The following is a 19,361-nucleotide window of genomic DNA, read 5'->3' on the forward strand; positions in this document are numbered from 1 at the left end:
GTTACTTAGTGCCAAACTCTGCGTAACGCTGTGGTTCATGATAACAGAAAACGAACCATTAACTAACCTGAACCAATTCGCCGGATTCCAGATAGACAATCCAGCCTTCGATGTGTTTATAACCCATTTCGCGGTAACGACGGGCGTATTTTTTGATTTGATCTTTATGACTATCCCTGGCCTGACCCGTCTTATAGTCGAGAATAGCGACGGTCTGATCGGGACGAATGACTACCCGGTCGGGGCGAATGACTTCTCCATTGGGCATGAGAATTTCCCGTTCTGATAAAAACTCTGCGGGCATTTCAAAGTAAGGTTTCATTTCTTCCTTGCTCAAAATCCGGCCAATGGCTTCCGTCATTCGCAACACCTGCGTCTCATCCAGTAAGCCCCTTTTCTGCATCCGATCAATTACGATGGGTACATCTTCAGGGGTGTTGATTTCCCGCATGACGATGTGAGCTTTGTTCCCCCAATCCTTCTGCATGGCAAAAGAATCCAGCTCACTTAACCGATCTTTCTGCCGCCGCAGACGCATACTACCCCGGCGATCTTGGGTGATAACTCCCGTAATTACCACCTTATCTTCCTGTTCTTTTTTCTCTGACTTAACTCGCTTTTCCCCCTGTTTGAGTATGTGCGTGCCTTCGCAGGCATTTACATAATCCGAAAAGAATACCCCCACGGTATCTTTTAGTCCCGTTACCTCCCCTTTTTTCGAAAGCTTGGTTTCCATCGAGATATACACCCTTTCGACGGGGCGAGTCAGGGCTACGTATAGTAAATTCAGATTGTCCAGAAAGGTCTGTTCTGTTTCTTTTTCGTAGGCTTCTTTCAAGTGGGTAGCTGCCAGGCGTTGGGAAACCGAAAACGGAGCCACTTTCAAACTACGGGATGGTTTATCATCCGCTGACACCAATGTTAACTCCTCAGCCTCCATGCTTTCCAGATCGCCCCAGATTTCATCCCAGAGGTTGTTTTTGAAGCTCCAGTTGGCGTAAGGCAGTAATACAACCGGGAATTCAAGCCCTTTGGATTTATGGATCGTTTGAATCCGTACGGCATTAGCCCCTTCCGGTGAGCTTACGCAAAGCTTGAACTTCTGCTGCTCCCAGTCGAGTAAGAAATCACTTAAATGGCCGCTTTTTCGCGTTGAAAAATCCTGTACATAATCCAGAAAACGGAATAAATAAGCCGCTTGATCAGGTTTATCAAAGAGTTTGAACCGAGCAATTAACTCCTCACAACTTTCAAACAGACTGGCTTTCTGCATGAGAAAAGCATTGAGTTGGGTGCTGGCTACTTCCTTCGGTAAATCAGCTATTTTTTCCAGCTCTTTTTCCCGTACCCAGGTCCAGAATGCACCCATATCCGGTGCTTCCACCATTTGGCGAATGCGGGTGTTTACCTGTTCTTCAGGAACCTGCCCCTGAATTTCCTTGAGGAATAAATAGGCCGCTTCATATTTGGCCAGCGGCTGATCGGGCGTATTCAGTACTCGTAAAAAAGCAATAACCAAGTTAACCACTGGTGAGGCACTGACCAATAATGAATCCGCCGAGATTACCCGAATCCCTTGGGAAGTCAGGGTATCAGCTAGTTCTCGAGCGTGTTTGTTCTTTCGACAAAGGATCGCAATGTCTTTATACTCATAACCGTCGGCAAGGCATTCCGAGATTTGGTTCAGAATAAACTCGGGCGTGGCTGGCCTCTCACTATCCAGAAAATCAATTTGCACATGGCCGCCACATTTGGGGTTATCGGGTGCTTTTTGAACGTAAGCACTGTAAATTCGAGGAGTTACCTCCCAATCTGCTGGCACCTGGTTAGCCAGGATATGTTTTAGAATGTCGTTGTTAAAATCTATAATTTCCCGACAACTCCGACGGTTAAAGTCCAGCACCTGAGGCACTAGCTTACCTTTAATCGTTAAAAGTCGGTCGCCCACGTTCCAGTTAATCTCATTGCCAGCGGGTAACATGGGCGTAAGGTCTTTACCTTCGTGCAAATACACCAGTTGCTCCATTTCTCCCCCCCGAAAACGGTAGATACTTTGCTTGGCATCGCCTACCACGAGATTGTAATAATCGGCGGATAAACTATTGTCAATCAGCGGCATAAAGTTGAGCCACTGAAGCTGGGAAGTATCCTGAAACTCATCAATCAGGATATGATGGAACTTCTCGCCGAGGCGTTCGTAGAGAAACGGAATCGGTTCTTCCAGGACAATGTTCAGAATGGACTGATTGAACCGGGAAATGTGAATTTGTCCGGAATGATCTTCAATGGCCTTTACTTCGTCGGATAACTGCTTGAGCAAGGCCAGTTTATGCAAATGTTTATCAATTTCCAGACAGAGGGTGTACTTCTGAATTTGGGATTCGTGCAGTTGTATTAGTTCTCGCCCCACCACTTCCAGCTCCGATTCAATGGTTTCAAAACTGGACAAGATGGGTAAAGCGACTTTGGCCTTCAGCCAGTTTTGCTCCCGACGAACGACGGAATAAAGACGGCTGGAAATTCCTTCGGCAAACGTTTTATGACCATCCCGAATTTTCTGGAGAAAACCCGCCGCCCCGTTGGCTCCATAACTAAAATCGGCAATGGATAAAGTTGCCTTTTCTTCAATTAACTCTACCGCTACTTTCCCCAAACGCCGATACTCGGTATCCTGACAGGCACAATAGTCCCGTATTTTCTTTCGAATTTCCCAGAAATCGGCTATGCTTAAATCTTCCAGTTTCTTTAAGGCATCGCGGTGCTTATCGTCCAGTATTTTTTTTCCAACGGATAATAACTCCGTTTGAAGCGACTTCCAGCTCTTCCCCTGATCGGCTAGTTCTGCCACTAATTCTTCCAGCACCAGCGTTAACTGATTAAACTCCGATTGGCCTACTTTGGAAAGTAACTGCTCCACACCAGCTGCCACCAGTACGTCCGATTCGAGGCTTACTTCGAAGTTATAAGGAATGCCTAATTCTTCCGTAAAAGCGGATACTACGCGTTGCGTAAAACTGTCGATGGTGGATACCGACAAGCGTCCATACTGATGTAGTAACACCTGAAAAGTCTGGGCGGCCCGTCGTTGTAATTCTGCTTCGCTAATGCCCTTACCCGTGACAGGATCCGTGATTTCGACCAATAGCAACTCCCTCAAAGCCTTTACTTTTTTCTGACGGGCGGGGTCGAGATCCTGATACTTTTTTAAATCCAGCAAGGTATCCAGAATCCGCTTCTTCATTTCGTGAGCGGCATCGTTGGTAAAGGTTACCGCCAGAATATGCTGAAAGTAATACGGACTGAATTTCCATTTTCCCTCTTCTTCAAGATCAGGATGATCGGCTAGGGCAAGCTTTAAAAATTCTTTCGTTAGCGTGAAGGTCTTTCCAGAACCAGCAGAGGCAGCATAGATGGTAAACATTACTGAAGAAAAAAGCAGGCTGAGCCTGCTTAGCTTGTATGAAATATGAATTTACAATGCTTTCCTACAATTCCTGTTACTTTCTCTTGAAAATCTTAGAGACTGTCTAAAAATGATATTTCAAATAAATAGGTATAGGAAGCTGTGATGTACACAGTTTAACCAGAAATTTTAGTTATTGAAATGGTAAAGACGCGACTTTATCGCGTCTGGCTGGGAGATGAAAAGAACCCCGTCACGGCTGGTGTCTTACCAGTCATTTATACGCAAAATGTGTTTGGTGAGACACCAAACATGGCGTCAAGGTAACAAAACCGCCTCTTACCCAGACGCGACTTTATCGCGTCTCTACTTGGGCCGTGGTTTTATCCAACTGGTTCCTACAATAAGGCAGGTTCCTACCTGTCTAACCTAATATTAGAAATTAAATCGGGTTCCGATACCGGCCTGCACGTGCATGAATGCCTCCCGCAGTCGCTCGGCTCTAGCCGAGTGACTACCTGATTCTAGGCCTCTGGCCGGTAGGATGCAAACTAGTAGCGGGTCAGAGCACTTCTTTCCCCAACAAAAACAGGCTTGCTAGCCTCGGCCAAAGTCAATCGACTGCGAGGTTAATCTTAACACCGCCCCATTCTACATAAGGTCTCTCTCTTCCTTCGAGATGACAGGTGGTGAATTCATACCCAAGACTCTCATTTCTGGTGCGAGATTCCATCTCGTTCCTACGACAAGCCAAGTTAACCTACAAAAAGCACTGCTGCCAGCGAGAAAGCTGGCAGCAGTGCTTTTATACGCTTAGAAATTAAATCGGGTTCCGATACCAGCCTGCACATGTATGAATGCCGGAACAGGAATCACTTCCAGGTACAACCCGGCATCGACGAAGATAGACAAGGGCGACTGAGGCAGGAAGTATTCTACACCAGCCAGACCACTCGCTCCAATACCCGTCCGGTTTTCGTAAGCATTATAAGGAGCTAGACGCTCGGGATAACTTCGGCGGCTGGTGATTTGTCCACCAAAGCCGTAATAAGCCTGAAAGTTTTTTCCTTCGTTGTCCGTGTGAAAGATATAATTGGCACTTAAGGCCCAGCCTGTATTCTTGAATCTGCCGTGTGGGCCATACTTACGGTTACTGCCCCAAAGCATTCCGTACGTACCAAAGCTTAGATCCAGACCACGGTTGTTTCGGGTATAAATACGGGCATTCAGGCCCAGAGGTTCTCCTACTTTAAAGCCAACCGCATACTTGCGTTGGGGAGAGGTGTTGATTTCCTGGGCTTTACTTTCAAGGGAAGAAGTAACCAAGCCTAGGGTTACTAATGTAGAGATAATGAATACTTTCATGGACCAATTAGATAGGTGATTCGGCTGGAGGAAACCTTGCATACAGTGAAGGAGACCCGAGACAGATCTCCTTCACAACACACAAGCAAAACTAACATTAACTATGGACAAGCTCCCGAGCAAATTGTTGTAATGATTGCATCAATACATCATCTTCCTCCTGAGTGCCGACCGAGATTCGGAGGCAATTGTCGCAGTGTTTGACTTTAGAACGATCTCTAACGATAATTTTGTGTTCAAGCAGGTAAGAAAAAACAGCCGCCGAATCCTGAAACTTGACTAACAGTTGGTTAGAGTCCGTCGGAAATACGTGTTCAACATTCGGCAGGGCTTCCAGACGCTCGCGTAACCGCGTACGGTTCACGGCGATTACTTCCACCATTTCGTTTTTCTTCTCGACATGATCCAGGGCTTCGAGTAACAACCGCTGGGTCATGCTACTGATATTATAAGGCGATTTGATTTTGTTCAGCAGAGCAATGATCGCTTCGCTGGCAAAACACATTCCCACGCGTAAACCAGCTAGTCCCCAAGCTTTGGAGAACGTTTGTAACACCACCAGATTAGGATATTGATTGAGTAAAGGAACCATGGTCGCATCGGCAGCGAAGTCAATATAGGCTTCATCCACCACCACGATACACGACGTTCCTTCAATAATTCGCAAAATATCCTCCCGACGCAGCAGGTTGCCCGAGGGATTATTAGGCGAACATAACCAGATAATCTTGGTATGCTCTTCTACCGCTGCCAGAACGGCATCCACATCAATCTGGAAGTCAGTAGTTAAAGGCACTTTTTTTACCGCCACATTCTGGATATTGGCCGAAACCTCATACATCCCATACGTAGGTGGCAGAATCAGAATATGATCTTCCTTTGGCTCAGCAAAAGCCCGAACCAAAAGGTCAATGGGCTCATCAGAGCCATTTCCTAATAAAATCTGACTCGTACGAACGCCTTTGATCGGAGCCAGTTTCTCCTTTACCGCCCATTGGTACGGATCAGGATAACGGTTAAAATTTTCATTAGTCGAAGAACCCAGCGGGTTTTCGTTGGCATCCAGAAACACGCCTTCTTTACCACTATACTCGTCCCGAGCGGAAGAGTAAGGCGTCAAAGCCAGCAAGTGCGGACGTATTAGTTTTTCTAGAATAAACATGGTTAGTGTTTGGGGTTTTGAGTTTGGGGTTTTGAGTTAGTAACTCATCCAAACTATTTCCCATATAATACTTTTCAACACAAAACTCAAAACCCTAAACTCCCAACTCTTTCAGTCGAATTTCTACGGCTTTTTTGTGGGCGTCGAGGGACTCGGCGGCGGCCATTTCCATGATGGTAGAACCGATATTTTTCAGTCCTTCCTGCGAAATGGATTGTACCGTAATTTTCTTCACGAAACTATCCAGCGAAACACCGGAATACGCCCGGGCGTAACCGTTCGTGGGTAAGGTATGATTCGTTCCCGAAGCGTAATCGCCCGCAGATTCTGGCGTGTAATGACCCAAAAAAATTGAACCTGCGTTGGTAATTTCCTCGGATAAAGCCTCGGCATTTTCTACGGACAGAATCAAGTGTTCTGCCGCGTAAGCATTTAATAAATCAAGGGCTTCACGTTCGTCTTTTACCAGAATGGCTTTAGAGTTTTCGAGAGCCGGCGTGGCAAAATCTTCGCGGGGTAACTCCCGAACCTGCTTGGTTACTTCCTCCATACTACGGGTTAATACTTCTTCCGAAGTAGAAACCAGTAATACCTGACTGTCTTTACCGTGTTCTGCCTGCGATAACAAATCAGCCGCGACGAAAGCCGGATTTGCGGATTCATCGGCAAATATGGCTACCTCGCTCGGGCCAGCGGGCATATCAATCGCGATGCCTTCTTTAGCCACCAGCATTTTTGCTGCCGTTACAAACTGATTCCCCGGTCCGAAAATCTTATATACCTGAGGGATACTTTCTGTGCCGTAAGCCATGGCCGCAATGGCCTGGGCTCCTCCGATGTTATATACCTTGGTGACCCCCACCAGCTTGGCCGCGTAAAGAATGGCGGGGTGCTGACTGGGTGAGCATAAGACAATCTCCTTACAACCCGCCAACTGAGCCGGAATGCCCAACATCAGCACTGTGCTAAATAAGGGAGCCGTGCCGCCGGGAATGTAAATTCCAACTTTCTCGATGCCGATTGATTTACGCCAGCAGGTCACGCCGGGCATGGTCTCAATCTTCTCGGGTAACTGCCGTTGGGCTGAGTGGAAGGTAACAATATTGGAAGCCGCCTGCTGGATGGCTTCTTTCAGTTCGGCAGAAAGCAGATGCTCGGCCGCTTCTATTACGTCCAGAGGAACATCCAGACGATCCAGTTGAACCTGATCAAATTTTAATGCGTATTCCCGCAGGGCTGCATCGCCATGATCCCGGACGTGCTGCAAAATGGGTTGAACCAACTGCTCAATCTGAGCCATTTGCTGCACCGGACGAGCTAAAACGGAGCCCCAGGTTTCCGGTTCGGGATAACGAATAAGTTGCATGAGTGTATGCGTTCGAAACTAGTAAATCATCTTTTCAATCGGCACGACCAGAATTCCTTCGGCTCCGGCCAGACGCAGGGCATCAATTTTATCCCAGAAATCTTCTTCGCTTAATACCGAATGAACAGCAGACCAGCCTTCCGTTCCCAACGGAACAATGGTTGGGGCTTTCATGCCGGGAAGCAGAGCCGTAATGGCATCCAGCTTCTCATTAGGAGCATTCAGTACTACATATTTGTTATTCTTGGCTGTCTGAACGGCCTGAATACGGAACAGCAATTTCGAAAGAATCGCCTTCTTCTCTTCACTGAGCGAAGTATTGGCAATCATTACCGCTTCCGAACGGAAGATTACTTCCACTTCCGAAAGGCCATTAGCCAGTAACGTGCTACCGGAAGAAACGATATCACAAACCGCGTGGGTCAAGCCTATACTGGGTGCGATTTCTACCGAACCACTGATTTCGTGAATTTCGGCTTCGATTTCGTTCTCTTTCAGGAAGTTACCCAAAATCACGGGGTAACTGGTGGCGATGCTTTTCCCATGCAAGTCTTTTACCCCTTGATAACTATCGCCGCGAGGGATAGCAATGGATAAACGGCATTTAGAGAAACCTAACTTCTTGGCGATGTCTACCTTACGTCCAGTTTCTACCTGTACGTTTTCGCCCACAATCCCGATATCGGCCACGCCGTCTTCTACGTAACCGGGAATGTCATCATCCCGAAGGAAGAGAAATTCAGCGGGAAAATTGCTGGCAGTGGTCTTGAGTTTTCCGGCTTTGGAATCGAACTTGATTCCACATTCTTTAAATAAGGAAAGAGAGTCTTCGCTGAGGCGACCGGACTTTTGAACGGCTATACGGAGGAAATCCTGGCTCATGAGTAAATACTAAAGCTCCGGGCATCAGCTCGGAATACGTACGATTTAGGTCCCAAAATTAGCTATTCGTACGGAATAAGACTCATCGAACGAAGATTGTTTGGCAGGATTTGTTCGATTAGGGAACCTACTGCTGCATTGAGAGCCAGAATCGGGCGGACTTTGGGTATCTAACTCTTTTCTTCTTACTTCGCAAAAGTGAAAATGTCTTTCCTTTCTTAACGCCCAGGCTTTACCAAAACCATGATTACGTTTCTGCGAACCAATTCTGAAAACTCCGATTTCCGACTGTTAATTAAAGAACTCGACGCCTATCTTGCCATTACCGATGGAGAGGAACACGCGTTTTACGATCAATACAATAAAGTTGATTCTATCAAAGAGGTTATCGTCGCTTATGATGAAAATGAACCGGTAGGTTGTGGAGCTATTAAGGCCTTTGACGAGCAATCTGCTGAAGTAAAACGAATGTTCGTGAAGCCCGAACGCCGCGGCGAACGGATTGCTCCTCAGATTTTAACGGAACTGGAAACCTGGGCAAAAGCATTGGGGTATGAATACTGCGTACTGGAAACGGGAAAACGCCAGCAACCAGCCATTGCTCTTTATACCCGCAGTGGATATCAACCCATTCCTAACTACGGTCAGTATATAGGCATGGATAATAGCGTTTGCATGAAAAAAAATCTGTAGAAATGCGATGAGATGGCGTCTAGTCAGGCAATAGGAATAATCCCCGCCATGGCTGGTGTCTCACTAGCCATTTGTACGCAAACTGTAGTTGGTGAGACACCAACCACGGCTAAAAAGCTGCCTCTTAACCAGACGCGACTTCATCGCGTCTCTACATTATAGAAAAACCACCTCTACCCGCAGTCGCTCGGCTCTGCCGAGTGACGAAATATTGATAGGCCTCTGGCCGATTGGTATTAAAATACATTTGGATCAGATCTCCCGCCATGGCTGGTGTCTCTCCAGCCATTTGTATGCAAACTGTAATTGGTGAGACACCAACCACGGCGTAAGAGCCGAGCGACTGCGAGTAGGCAACCAAACGCGATAAAAGTCACGTCACTACGTCTATAAAAGCAAAAATCCCTGGTCATTAAATTGATCAGGGATTTTCTATTACTCATTCATCTTATCTATTAATACGAATGAACCACAATCCGCTTGCTGGCGTGGAATCCGTCGGCGTCTACTACCATGATTAATAGACCTGAATTTTCATTGACTAGAATCGTTTGAGTATCCTCCAGTGAAGCCATCTTGTGTTCATACACCTGCTTTCCAGCCATAGTGAAAAGGCGGATCGTCACATTTTTCAAGCCTTTTAACGTCTCAACAGTTACCCGACCATTGATCGCAGGAATGGGGTAAACGCTAAGTTCCTGACTGTTGGGGTCCAATACGAAGCGGAAACTTGCCGTTTCTTTGGCGAAACAGGTTAAATTATTACCTGATGCCAATCGGTAGACCAGAGCGGCCTGAACCGTATATGTCCCCGAAGCGGAGGCTTTAATTACTGATTCTTCCGTAGCCAAAGCCTGATTATCTCGTTTCCAGTTGAAGACCGTTCCTGTGCCTCCAGCCTGTAATTTATACGTACCCACCTGCGTAATCGTTGGCGTCGTGGGAAGAGGATCCGCTTTCACGGTAATGGCATTAGACGCGGCTGAAGTACAACCCAGCTCATCCATTACCTGAGCCGTATAAGTACCCGATTGTGAAACCACAATACTATTCTGAGTAGCAGTATTGCTAGTCCAGCTATGTTTCAGAGCTGAGTTATCGGAGGCTAGTGTAACCGTTCCGCCTTCGCAGAATTCCAGGTTACCTAACGCCCGAATCACCGGAGCCTGAGGTAAGGCTCGAACGGTAGTGTTAACTGCATCAGAAGCTACTGACAAACAGTTATAGATGTTCATCGCCTGCACACTGTAGGTACCTGCTTTGGTGACTACGATGGAAGAGGTTTTCTCACCTGAACTCCACACAAAAGAAGTCTCCGCAGAATTCGCCTGAAGCGTTACGTTTTTGTCCGCACAGAATACCGGGGAACCCTGCACCTGAATCACAGGCTTATCTGGACGAGGATTCACCACTACCGCTATCGCGTCCGATTCAGCCGAACCGCAACCGAAGGCATCCATTACTTTCACTTTATAATTTCCAGCCGTTGAAACATTAATGGTTTGCTGGTTGGCTCCATTACTCCACACATACGAATAACCCGATCCAGAAGAGCTCGTCAGGTTAACCGATCCACCCGTACACAAGGACGTAGAACCACTGGCCACTACCTGAGGTTTGGCCGGTAATGGGTGAACAGTTACGGTTACTGTATTTGACTGGTCGGAACGACAGCCATTAGTACTCACGGCAAACAACGAGAACACGCCGGATTGATTCACAACGATATCCTTCGTAGTTTGATTTCCTGACCAATTATAAGTATCCGCCTGCGTGGACGAAAGCGTTACACTTTCCCCTTCACAAAACGAAGGATTTCTTGGCGCCGTTACTACTGGAGTCGCAGGTTTCGGGAAAGGCTTTACCTGAACCACTGCCGAAGGCAGAGAGGTACAACCGAATTCATCCGTCACTTTCACCGTAAATGATCCTTCCTGACTAACCTTAATGGACTGATCAGCAGAGCCATTATTCCAGGTGTATTTTTGAGAAGAAGTAGAAGTAAGCGTTACTGGATTTTCAGGACAGAAGTTAGTTACCGGGCCACTTGCCGCAATAGTAGGCGTAGCGGGCAACGACCGTACGATAACTTTCAACGCATCTGAGACGGGCGAAGTACAGCCATACTGATCTTTCACAAGTACCGTATAATCTCCAGCTTTGGTAGTGTTGATGCTGGGACTAGTTTCACCCGTACTCCAGCTATACGTGGCAGCCTGAACCGAAGAATTTAAGTTCACAGCCACCCCATCACATACGGTTGAAGGCCCCTGAGCCACTACCGAAGGCTTCGCCGGAAGGGCATGAACCGTAACCCGAACGGTGTTGGAAAGATCCGACTTACATCCGCTGGCATTCGTCGAATACACGTTGAACTCGCCGGATTTGCTAACGGTCAGTTCCTGCGTATTGCTATTATCCGACCAAAAATAATTATCTGCCTTGCTGGAAGAAAGCTTGATTGTCTCTCCTTCGCAAATGTCCAGTTTACCAGAAGCGGTGATAACGGGTGTGTTTGGCTTACTGGTGTACGTAACCTCAATGGCCGCCGAAACGGGCGATACACATCCGTTCGCATTGGTTACCTGAGCCGTATAACGACCGGGCTGAGTTACCACCAGGGTTTGTGCTGTTGAGTTATTACTCCATTTGTAAGAACTTCCGGCAGACGAACTAAGAGTTACCTGTGTTCCGGGACAAAGGTTGGTTACAGAACCAGAGGCCGTTAGCGTTGGTGCCGCCGGTAAGGGCGAAGTGGTTAACTTGTACTCTTTGGAAACCGACGACTCACAGCCGAAGGCATCTTTTACCTTGACGGTATAACTTCCTGCCGCATTTACCGTAATGCTTTGGGTAGTAGCTCCCGTGCTCCATTGATAACTACTATTCGCTGGAACGCTTAAAACTACTGAGCTCCCTTCACAAACTACGCTAGTAGAAGCCGTGATTTCAGGGGCCGCAAGAGCCGACGATAATTTCACTTCTACCGGAGCAGAGTTACCCGATTCGCATCCACCCGCATCCTTAATTTTCACCGTGTAACTTCCGGCTTCTTTCACCGTAATACTCTTTCCCGTTTGTCCATTACTCCAAACGAAATTAGTACCGGCTCCGTTAGCCGTCAGGGTGGTGCTACCGCCGGGGCAGAACGCAAGACTAGTGGCTGAAATGCTGGGCGTACCGATTCCGCTGGGAACCGTAAAGGGAGGAGCAAAGGACGAATTACCTACTCCATCTTTGCTACGAGCATAATAAGTTACGCCTGCTTGTCCGGTAATACTTTGTCCCGATTGAGTAGAACCGTTACTGGCATTTACCCAAAGTCCCTGACCCGTCGCACTTTGCAGCGTTAAGCTAAACTGACTGGAACCCGCACAGGCAAAAGCCGTTTGTAACATGGAGGCTGCCGTTTGTGGCTGGGATGCTCCCAAAAAGTTAGTACTGTTGATGGCATCAAACCAAGCCTGACCGTGCTTTTTATGATTCGCTGAACCATAAAAGTGACCAGGATCGGCTGGATCCCTGGGATTTTGAATATTATCCGTTTCAGGACCTTTGAAACAGTTAGAGACACGCTCAGCTACTAAATTCTGCCCCTGAATCACATTGCTACTGGTAAATGTTGCATTGTTTGCCCCTATATATAAGGAAACTCTTGCAATCATCCAGGACAGACTCTTTCCACCAAAATCAGCTCTAGATTTTTCAATAACCGTCTTTACCTGATTATAATAGGTTTCAGGATTAGTATTATTTAATCCGTCCCATTCTCCCTGAAGCCATAATACACCCCGAATCCCAGTAAGGTTACCATAGTATTGTAAAGAAAGCCTAAGGTTAGCATAAGGCATCCCCTGCGGAAGGTTATAATCAGCATAAGGATGTTTAGTAATTAATCCCTTCGAGCTTTCTTCCCAGTTATAAGCTCCCGTTGCTGAAAAAGCCGCGTTAATAAACAAAATCGGCACATTATATTGTTGAGCCAGCAGATCGCCTAAATGCCCCCAATGCCAGGCTGTATAGCCATAAGGAGCATATTTGATACTAGCCGTCATTTTATTGAATTCCGGAAAAGAATTTCCGGGTTCCTGACTGCTATTCTCATTTTCTGTAAAATTGGTAATGACGTTAATCCGGTCGTCCTGAGGTTCAGGAATGTCCGTTTGGTCTTTGCGGCCCTGAGCGTTAGACTGCCCGGCGATAACAAAAACCTCCCCTACTCCTACTCGCTCCACTTTGCTGCTGGATAATACATTTCCCCCCGCCGAAGAGCGAACCTCCACGTCATACCAGCCCCCGGAAACCTGGACGGTTCCCTGAAAAACCCCACTGCCCGCTGCTATGGGAGTCCAATTAGTGCTGGTTCCCTGACCATTGCGAGCTACGAAGCGAGCTTCAATTTTATCTGCATTATTCGCATAGTTACCCGAGACGGTTACGCTGGCATTGTTGCTCGCATTTCGCTGAAAAACGATCCGTTTTACTGGAAAGGTAATGTTTACCTGAGCAAATGCAGAAGAAGAAAATAATAAGTACAGACAACCAATGAAGAAGGTATAGTTTAATTTCATATACTCAATTTTTAATAAATTCTGATGGTGAATTGGAAGAAAAACCCTACAAAACTAAAGGCAAAAATTCTGATAACGTATTGTCAAATAGAATATTAACATTTTTTACGTTTGACTTACGCTCTCATTTAGTGCCCTGAAACCGGGGATGAACCTGACCCATTTTCGTTACTACATTCTTGCACAACAATAAAACAGCCCTTTATTCCGCTGTTTTGTTTATTACTTTTTCCTGAACAAATCCTCCCGCCGATACTCCTATTGCATAGGCCCACAAGTCTGACCATAAGAAACCCTGACCCAGAATTAGTCGGCCCGGTAACGTTCTTCTGATAGCATTTATCCACTCGGCCTGATACAGTTGACTCGCTTCGACGGCGAAACAAATCAGTAGACTAACTAACATGAGTCGAACAAGTTTTGCAGTAGGGAAACAGAAGATCATCATCCAGAAAATCATTAATGCCCATAAAGCATCACCTACACACAAAGGTATAAAAGATAGTTTTCTGGAAATGAGGCCTATAGCAATGGTAACAAGAATAAGGAAGCCGTAGCGAAGTCTGGCTTTGGAAATCATCTAAACTGCTGTTTCTTAATTCCGTCCAGTAAGTATTCCAATCCGTTGAGTTTGATCTCGTACATGGTTTGGAGCAGCACACCCAGCTTGCCCTGCGGAAAACCTTCCCGGGCAAACCATTCTAAGTAAGAAACGGGTAAGTCTGAAATCAGGGAATCTTTATGCTTCCCAAATGGCATTTTGTAAGTGGTTAACTCAAGTAATAGAGCAGTATTTCCGCTGGATTCTTCTGAATTCATTTGGCAAAGATAACGAATCAATAATGTATAGCATTCACTAGGAGTAGGTTATCATTTTTTAGATTTGAATCGCCAGAATATTGAGCTATTAACTCGTCATAGCTATTACTTTTAAGTCCTTATTCTCTTTTTCCCGTACTTATTTATGATGAGTGAAGCCTTGCCACATCGGTATTTTCTGGTTAATAAACCCTTTAACATGCTATCGCAGTTCACTGGGGCCGAGGCTATGCATATGTTAGGAAATTTGAATTTCAACTTTCCTGAAGGAACGCACTGCATTGGCCGATTAGATAATAAATCGGAAGGTTTGCTATTACTTACTACCAATAAAAAAGTTACTAAACTTCTTTTTCAGGGCGATATTCCGCACGAACGCAAGTATCTGGTCCAGGTTTATAAACAGGTAAGCCCCGAATCATTAGAAGCTTTACGAACGGGCGTCCTTATTCCACTCACCGGAGATTTATACTACAAAACCACCCCCTGCCAAGTCGATATCGTAGAAAAACCCGCGAACCTCTTTCAAAGTGGCTGGGAATATCCTGATGACCGTCCCCATACCTGGTTACTTATTTCACTAACGGAAGGAAAATTTCGGCAAATTCGGAAGATGATGAAAGCAATCCATCACCATTGCCAACGGCTCATTCGGGTATCCATTGAAGAGATTACTTTGGGAGATTTACAACCTGGCGAAGTTCGTGAAATGGAGGAGAATGAGTTTTTCAGGAAGCTTCGCATTACCAACTGGCAATAAAAAAGAGAGTGGCTTTCACCACTCTCTTTACTATCTATTCAGGGAAATCTATTCTTCCGTAATCGTTTCTGGTTTTTTAGCCGTGATCGTCAGCGTTTCGCTGGTTCCATCATGGTCGGCTAGCAGAATATCGCCTTCGGCCAGATCTCCTTTAAGGATTTCTTCCGCTACGGGATCTTCCAGGTAACGCTGGATGGCCCGGTTCAGCGGACGAGCTCCGTACTGAGGATCGTATCCTTTCTTCGCCAGGAAGTCTTTTGCGGCTTCGGTTAACTCAACGCGGTAACCCAGCGTAGTGATCCGAGCGAAAAGTTTTCCAAGCATCAGCTCAATGATCCGATGCAGGTGTTCGCGTTCGAGTGAGTTGAAGATGATTACATCATCCAGACGGTTCAGGAATTCAGGTGAGAACGCCTTACGCAGAGCATTCTGAATAGTACTTTTCACCGCTTCGTCCTGACCATCCACACGAGTTTTCGTAGCGAAACCAATACCCGTTCCGAAATCTTTCAGGTCACGAGCTCCGATGTTCGAAGTCATGATAATGATCGTGTTTCGGAAATCAACCCGACGACCTAAACCATCCGTCAAGATACCGTCATCCAGCACTTGCAACAGAATGTTAAATACATCCGGGTGAGCTTTTTCAATCTCGTCAAGCAAGACAACTGAGTAAGGCTTACGACGGATTTTTTCCGTTAACTGACCGCCTTCTTCGTAACCCACGTATCCTGGAGGAGCCCCCACGAGACGGCTTACGCTGAATTTCTCCATATATTCAGACATATCGATCCGAACCAACGAATCTTCTTTGTCGAACAAGTGAGAGGCCAGCACTTTGGCTAATTCTGTTTTACCAACTCCCGTAGGGCCCAGGAAGATGAAAGAACCAATCGGTTTTTTCGGATCTTTCAGACCTACACGCGTCCGCTGGATTGCTTTAGCCAGTTTCTCAATGGCAGATTCCTGACCAATTACTTTGCCTTTCAGATCTTCTGAAAGCGTAAGTAACTTCTTGCCTTCATCGCTGGACACGCTACGTACGGGAATACCCGTCATCATCGCTACAACCTCTGCAACGTTATCTTCCGTTACGGTATAACGACGAGTTTTCGTATCCTCTTCCCAGCGTTGTTTCGCTTTGTCAAGCTGTTCAAGTAATTTCTTTTCCCGATCCCGCAGTTGTGCCGCTTCTTCGTATTTCTGCGATTTAACGACCTGATTTTTCTGCTTTTTCACTTCTTCAACTGCTTCTTCCAGTTGAATAATGTCTTCGGGAACTGAAATATTATTGATGTGTACACGAGCACCTACTTCATCCAGCACATCGATAGCTTTGTCGGGCAGGAAGCGATCAGAAATATAACGTTCTGACAATTTCACCGCTGCTTCCAGAGCTTCGGGTGTATAGTTAACGTGGTGGTGTTCTTCGTATTTATCTTTGATGTTATTGAGAATCTCAATGGTTTCTTCAATGCTGGTAGCATCTACCATAACCATTTGGAAACGACGGGCTAAGGCACCATCTTTCTCAATATACTGCCGGTATTCATCCAGTGTGGTAGCACCAATGCATTGGATGTCCCCACGAGCTAAAGCAGGCTTGAACATGTTAGAGGCATCCAGTGAGCCAGAAGCTCCACCAGCTCCAACGATGGTATGAATTTCGTCGATGAAAAGAATCACTTCGGGTGATTTTTCCAACTCATTCATTACCGCCTTCATCCGCTCTTCAAACTGACCCCGGTATTTAGTACCTGCTACCAGCGATGCCAGATCGAGCGTAACGACGCGTTTGCCAAAGAGCACGCGGCTTACTTTCTTCTGAACAATGCGGAGAGCAAGGCCTTCAGCGATAGCTGTTTTACCAACGCCAGGTTCCCCGATCAGAATAGGGTTGTTTTTCTTACGGCGAGACAAAATCTGAGCTACCCGCTCAATTTCTTTCTCACGGCCCACAATAGGGTCCAACTTGCTCAGTTCAGCTAACTTGGTGAGGTCACGGCCAAAGTTATCCAACACCGGCGTGCGGGATTTCTCTGCTCCTGGCTTACCAGATTCACTACGAGGGCTGGAACCAAACATGCGGCTGTCTTCATCGTTGTCGTCCGTATCCGGGCCGGCATTGATGTTAGGGTTTGATTGATATTCCAGCATTTCCTTAACGATTTCGTAGTTCACATTGAACTTATGAAGAATCTGAGTCGCAATGTTATCCTCGTCCCGAAGGATGGCTAACAATACGTGTTCAGTGCCAATCAACTGGGTTTTGAAGACCTTCGCCTCCAAATGAGTCATTTTAAGTACCTTCTCCGATTGACGAGTCAAAGGAATATTGGCCATGTTCCGAACGCTGTGCGTTGCTGTTCCCTTCGTAGCTTGCTCGATCGTCATTCGCAACTCATCGAGGTTGATACTTAATTTCTTTAACAGGGCAACAGCCACGCCTTCGCCTTCACGGATCATACCCAAAAGCAAATGCTCTGTCCCGATGTAGTCATGCCCTAATCGCAGAGCTTCTTCTCGGCTCAAAGAGATGACTTCTTTCACGCGGTTTGAAAATTTCGCTTCCATACTTAAGGTTTAGCGTGCTTTATTTAACCGGCTAACGCCGGACGAACAGCTATTGTTCATTTATAATCCAGAATCTATAAAATCTGCTGGTTTTATACTGTCAACGTATTTTCTGTTGATGTATTTTTAATAGAAGCCTTCAAAATTGATCGAGCCTTATTTCCCTGACAGAATAATAAATCGAGAATACTTAGATTAGGAAAAAATTGTTCCCCGAAATTTTGCCGATAAGGTATGGGCTGATAAAAACCCCGTTCCTCCGGCCCCTTCTTGGGTGAAATCAGGCCCCTGGCGTCCATAATTGGCCTTTCATAGTCCAGATTATAGGTTTCGGTGTCCTTACATTTATCCGGCACTCGCAAAAACTCTTGACAAACTGTCAGCATCTGCCTATTCAGGTCGTACAAAAAGTCAGGCTTTTGTTCGTAAACCTTCCTAAATTTCTCTTCAAAGTACTCAAAAAAGGGAGTTTTTCGATAAGCTGCTTCAATTGCCCCCCAATGTCGCTTAATCCAGGGTTGATGGTAATCAATCTTTACATCCTGAATCAGCGTTTTATGCTTACTGCGTCCATCCAGTACTGGCACTACCAGCGTATCAACCCCTTGAGCCGTTAATATCTGACACCGATTTCTGAAGGTCTGCTTTTGAAAATGCTCGTGTTTTTCAAGGAGAATGGTCTCAAAATTTTCGTAGCACGTCCAGAATTCCAAACCCGGGAGATACTGAATTTCTACAACTATGGTATTATTTTCCGACATTTGCAACTAAATCACTTTTTTAAAGGAAGTCAAAAAAACTCATGTGTCAAATTATTTTTTAACTTTTGTAGTTATATAGACAAGCCTAATGAGTTTTTGAATTTATTATGATTACATAAATGGTATTATTCCGAGTTATATCCCGCATACCCTTTAAGATACTCTATCTTTTTTCGGATGTCCTTTTCTTCTTTATCTATTACATCTTCGGCTATCGGAAACAGGTAGTTTTATCCAATCTTGCGGCTGCATTTCCCAACAAATCAGAACAGGAGCGTGAAAAAATCGCCAGGGAGTTTTTTCAGAATTTCTGTGACTTCATGGTAGAAACCGTTAAAACGCTGACGATTACCCAAGAGGAAATCCAGCGTCGAATGAAATTAGAAAATTCCGAGATTCTCCATCGGTTAGTGAATGAAGAAAAAAAGACGGTGTTCACCATGCTGGGCCACCAGATGAATTGGGAATGGGTATCCTTGAGCATCGCCAGTGATGGTATACCAGCGGATGTCATTTATAAGCCTCTGTCGAATGATTTCTTCGAAAAATTTATGCTCGCCATCCGATCGCGTTTTGGCATTAAGCCCGTTTCTATGTATAATATTCTACGAGATATGGTTAGTCGTAGGAAAGAACCCAGGGTCATTGGAACACTGGCTGATCAGGCTCCCCATCATCCGGATTCGGCCTATTGGTCCACTTTCTTCCATCAGGAAACTGATTTTTTTAACGGAACCGAAAAACTAGCCCGAAAATTTAATACCCCTATCGTCTTTGGAAAAGTTACGAAGATTCGCCGGGGTTATTATTCCTTTCATCTGGAATTAGTGGCAGAACCTTCCTATCAAGATATTTCTTCAGGTGCCTTAACCGAAGTGTACATTCGCTGGCTTGAAAACACTCTAATCGAACAACCAGCTCTCTGGCTCTGGTCACATAAACGATGGAAACATAAGCGGACCACTCACCCTTCGGAAGACGAAATGGTTCTTGCCTAAGCATTAA

Annotated in this window: 13 protein-coding genes; 3 read left to right on the forward strand and 10 right to left on the reverse strand. The window is 45.8% G+C overall.

Going from position 1 to position 19,361, the window contains the following annotated elements:
- Positions 1–58: 58 nt before the first annotated feature.
- The 5 genes from QE390_RS18845 to hisG all read right to left on the reverse strand — a co-directional run bounded on the left by QE390_RS18845 (position 59) and on the right by hisG (position 8,178).
- Positions 59–3,421: an exodeoxyribonuclease V subunit beta gene (locus QE390_RS18845; RefSeq protein ID WP_307143313.1), complete on the reverse strand. Its 3,363-nt coding sequence runs from the start codon at positions 3,419–3,421 to the stop codon at positions 59–61.
- 795 nt (positions 3,422–4,216) lie between these two features.
- The gene (locus tag QE390_RS18850; protein WP_307143314.1) at positions 4,217–4,768 is read right to left on the reverse strand and encodes a hypothetical protein; all 552 of its coding nucleotides are present in this window, start codon (positions 4,766–4,768) and stop codon (positions 4,217–4,219) included.
- A 97-nt stretch (positions 4,769–4,865) separates the two neighbouring features.
- Positions 4,866–5,930: a histidinol-phosphate transaminase gene (gene hisC / locus QE390_RS18855; RefSeq protein ID WP_307143315.1), complete on the reverse strand. Its 1,065-nt coding sequence runs from the start codon at positions 5,928–5,930 to the stop codon at positions 4,866–4,868.
- A 94-nt stretch (positions 5,931–6,024) separates the two neighbouring features.
- Positions 6,025–7,296, reverse strand: a complete 1,272-nt coding sequence (gene hisD / locus QE390_RS18860) for a histidinol dehydrogenase (RefSeq protein WP_307143316.1) — start codon at positions 7,294–7,296, stop codon at positions 6,025–6,027.
- Between the two features lie 18 nt (positions 7,297–7,314).
- Positions 7,315–8,178, reverse strand: a complete 864-nt coding sequence (gene hisG / locus QE390_RS18865) for an ATP phosphoribosyltransferase (protein WP_307143317.1) — start codon at positions 8,176–8,178, stop codon at positions 7,315–7,317.
- 243 nt (positions 8,179–8,421) lie between these two features.
- Between hisG and QE390_RS18870 the strand changes: the two genes are divergently transcribed.
- Positions 8,422–8,871, forward strand: a complete 450-nt coding sequence (locus QE390_RS18870) for a GNAT family N-acetyltransferase (RefSeq protein ID WP_307143318.1) — start codon at positions 8,422–8,424, stop codon at positions 8,869–8,871.
- Positions 8,872–9,326: 455 nt separating this feature from the next.
- On the opposite strand, the gene QE390_RS18875 is transcribed toward QE390_RS18870, so the two are convergent.
- The 3 genes from QE390_RS18875 to QE390_RS18885 all read right to left on the reverse strand — a co-directional run bounded on the left by QE390_RS18875 (position 9,327) and on the right by QE390_RS18885 (position 14,261).
- Positions 9,327–13,442 (reverse strand): sialate O-acetylesterase, encoded by a 4,116-nt coding sequence (locus QE390_RS18875; RefSeq protein ID WP_307143319.1) that lies wholly within the window; start codon positions 13,440–13,442, stop codon positions 9,327–9,329.
- A gap of 202 nt (positions 13,443–13,644) precedes the next feature.
- Positions 13,645–14,022 (reverse strand): DUF2809 domain-containing protein, encoded by a 378-nt coding sequence (locus QE390_RS18880; RefSeq protein ID WP_307143320.1) that lies wholly within the window; start codon positions 14,020–14,022, stop codon positions 13,645–13,647.
- A complete protein-coding gene (locus tag QE390_RS18885) occupies positions 14,019–14,261 on the reverse strand; it encodes a DUF3820 family protein (RefSeq protein WP_106637874.1) in 243 nt (80 codons plus the stop codon). The genes QE390_RS18880 and QE390_RS18885 overlap by 4 nt, the downstream gene beginning before the upstream one ends.
- Before the next feature lie 148 nt (positions 14,262–14,409).
- Between QE390_RS18885 and QE390_RS18890 the strand changes: the two genes are divergently transcribed.
- Positions 14,410–15,021, forward strand: coding sequence for a pseudouridine synthase (locus QE390_RS18890; protein ID WP_106637873.1), 612 nt, complete (start codon positions 14,410–14,412; stop codon positions 15,019–15,021).
- A 48-nt stretch (positions 15,022–15,069) separates the two neighbouring features.
- Here QE390_RS18890 and QE390_RS18895 read toward each other — a convergent pair whose 3' ends face one another.
- Both QE390_RS18895 and QE390_RS18900 read right to left on the reverse strand, forming a co-directional pair.
- Positions 15,070–17,595, reverse strand: a complete 2,526-nt coding sequence (locus QE390_RS18895) for an ATP-dependent Clp protease ATP-binding subunit (protein WP_106637872.1) — start codon at positions 17,593–17,595, stop codon at positions 15,070–15,072.
- Positions 17,596–17,687: 92 nt separating this feature from the next.
- Positions 17,688–18,356: a WbqC family protein gene (locus QE390_RS18900; RefSeq protein ID WP_307143321.1), complete on the reverse strand. Its 669-nt coding sequence runs from the start codon at positions 18,354–18,356 to the stop codon at positions 17,688–17,690.
- A gap of 119 nt (positions 18,357–18,475) precedes the next feature.
- On the opposite strand from QE390_RS18900, the gene QE390_RS18905 reads away from it, so the two are divergent.
- Entirely contained in the window at positions 18,476–19,354 is an 879-nt protein-coding gene (locus QE390_RS18905; RefSeq protein WP_307143322.1) for a lysophospholipid acyltransferase family protein, read from the forward strand.
- Positions 19,355–19,361 lie beyond the last annotated feature (7 nt).

It is taken from the genome of Siphonobacter sp. SORGH_AS_1065 (assembly GCF_030818595.1).
GTDB lineage: Bacteria > Bacteroidota > Bacteroidia > Cytophagales > Spirosomataceae > Siphonobacter.

Bases quoted from the DNA above. Each gene is read 5' to 3' on its own strand.
- QE390_RS18885 (WP_106637874.1), bottom strand. From the start codon at position 14,261: ATGAATTCAGAAGAATCCAGCGGAAATACTGCTCTATTACTTGAGTTA.
- QE390_RS18845 (WP_307143313.1), bottom strand. From the start codon at position 3,421: ATGTTTACCATCTATGCTGCCTCTGCTGGTTCTGGAAAGACCTTCACG.
- hisC (WP_307143315.1), bottom strand. From the start codon at position 5,930: ATGTTTATTCTAGAAAAACTAATACGTCCGCACTTGCTGGCTTTGACG.
- hisG (WP_307143317.1), bottom strand. From the start codon at position 8,178: ATGAGCCAGGATTTCCTCCGTATAGCCGTTCAAAAGTCCGGTCGCCTC.
- QE390_RS18875 (WP_307143319.1), bottom strand. From the start codon at position 13,442: ATGAAATTAAACTATACCTTCTTCATTGGTTGTCTGTACTTATTATTT.
- hisD (WP_307143316.1), bottom strand. From the start codon at position 7,296: ATGCAACTTATTCGTTATCCCGAACCGGAAACCTGGGGCTCCGTTTTA.
- QE390_RS18870 (WP_307143318.1), top strand. From the start codon at position 8,422: ATGATTACGTTTCTGCGAACCAATTCTGAAAACTCCGATTTCCGACTG.
- QE390_RS18895 (WP_106637872.1), bottom strand. From the start codon at position 17,595: ATGGAAGCGAAATTTTCAAACCGCGTGAAAGAAGTCATCTCTTTGAGC.
- QE390_RS18880 (WP_307143320.1), bottom strand. From the start codon at position 14,022: ATGATTTCCAAAGCCAGACTTCGCTACGGCTTCCTTATTCTTGTTACC.
- QE390_RS18850 (WP_307143314.1), bottom strand. From the start codon at position 4,768: ATGAAAGTATTCATTATCTCTACATTAGTAACCCTAGGCTTGGTTACT.
- QE390_RS18905 (WP_307143322.1), top strand. From the start codon at position 18,476: ATGGTATTATTCCGAGTTATATCCCGCATACCCTTTAAGATACTCTAT.
- QE390_RS18900 (WP_307143321.1), bottom strand. From the start codon at position 18,356: ATGTCGGAAAATAATACCATAGTTGTAGAAATTCAGTATCTCCCGGGT.
- QE390_RS18890 (WP_106637873.1), top strand. From the start codon at position 14,410: ATGAGTGAAGCCTTGCCACATCGGTATTTTCTGGTTAATAAACCCTTT.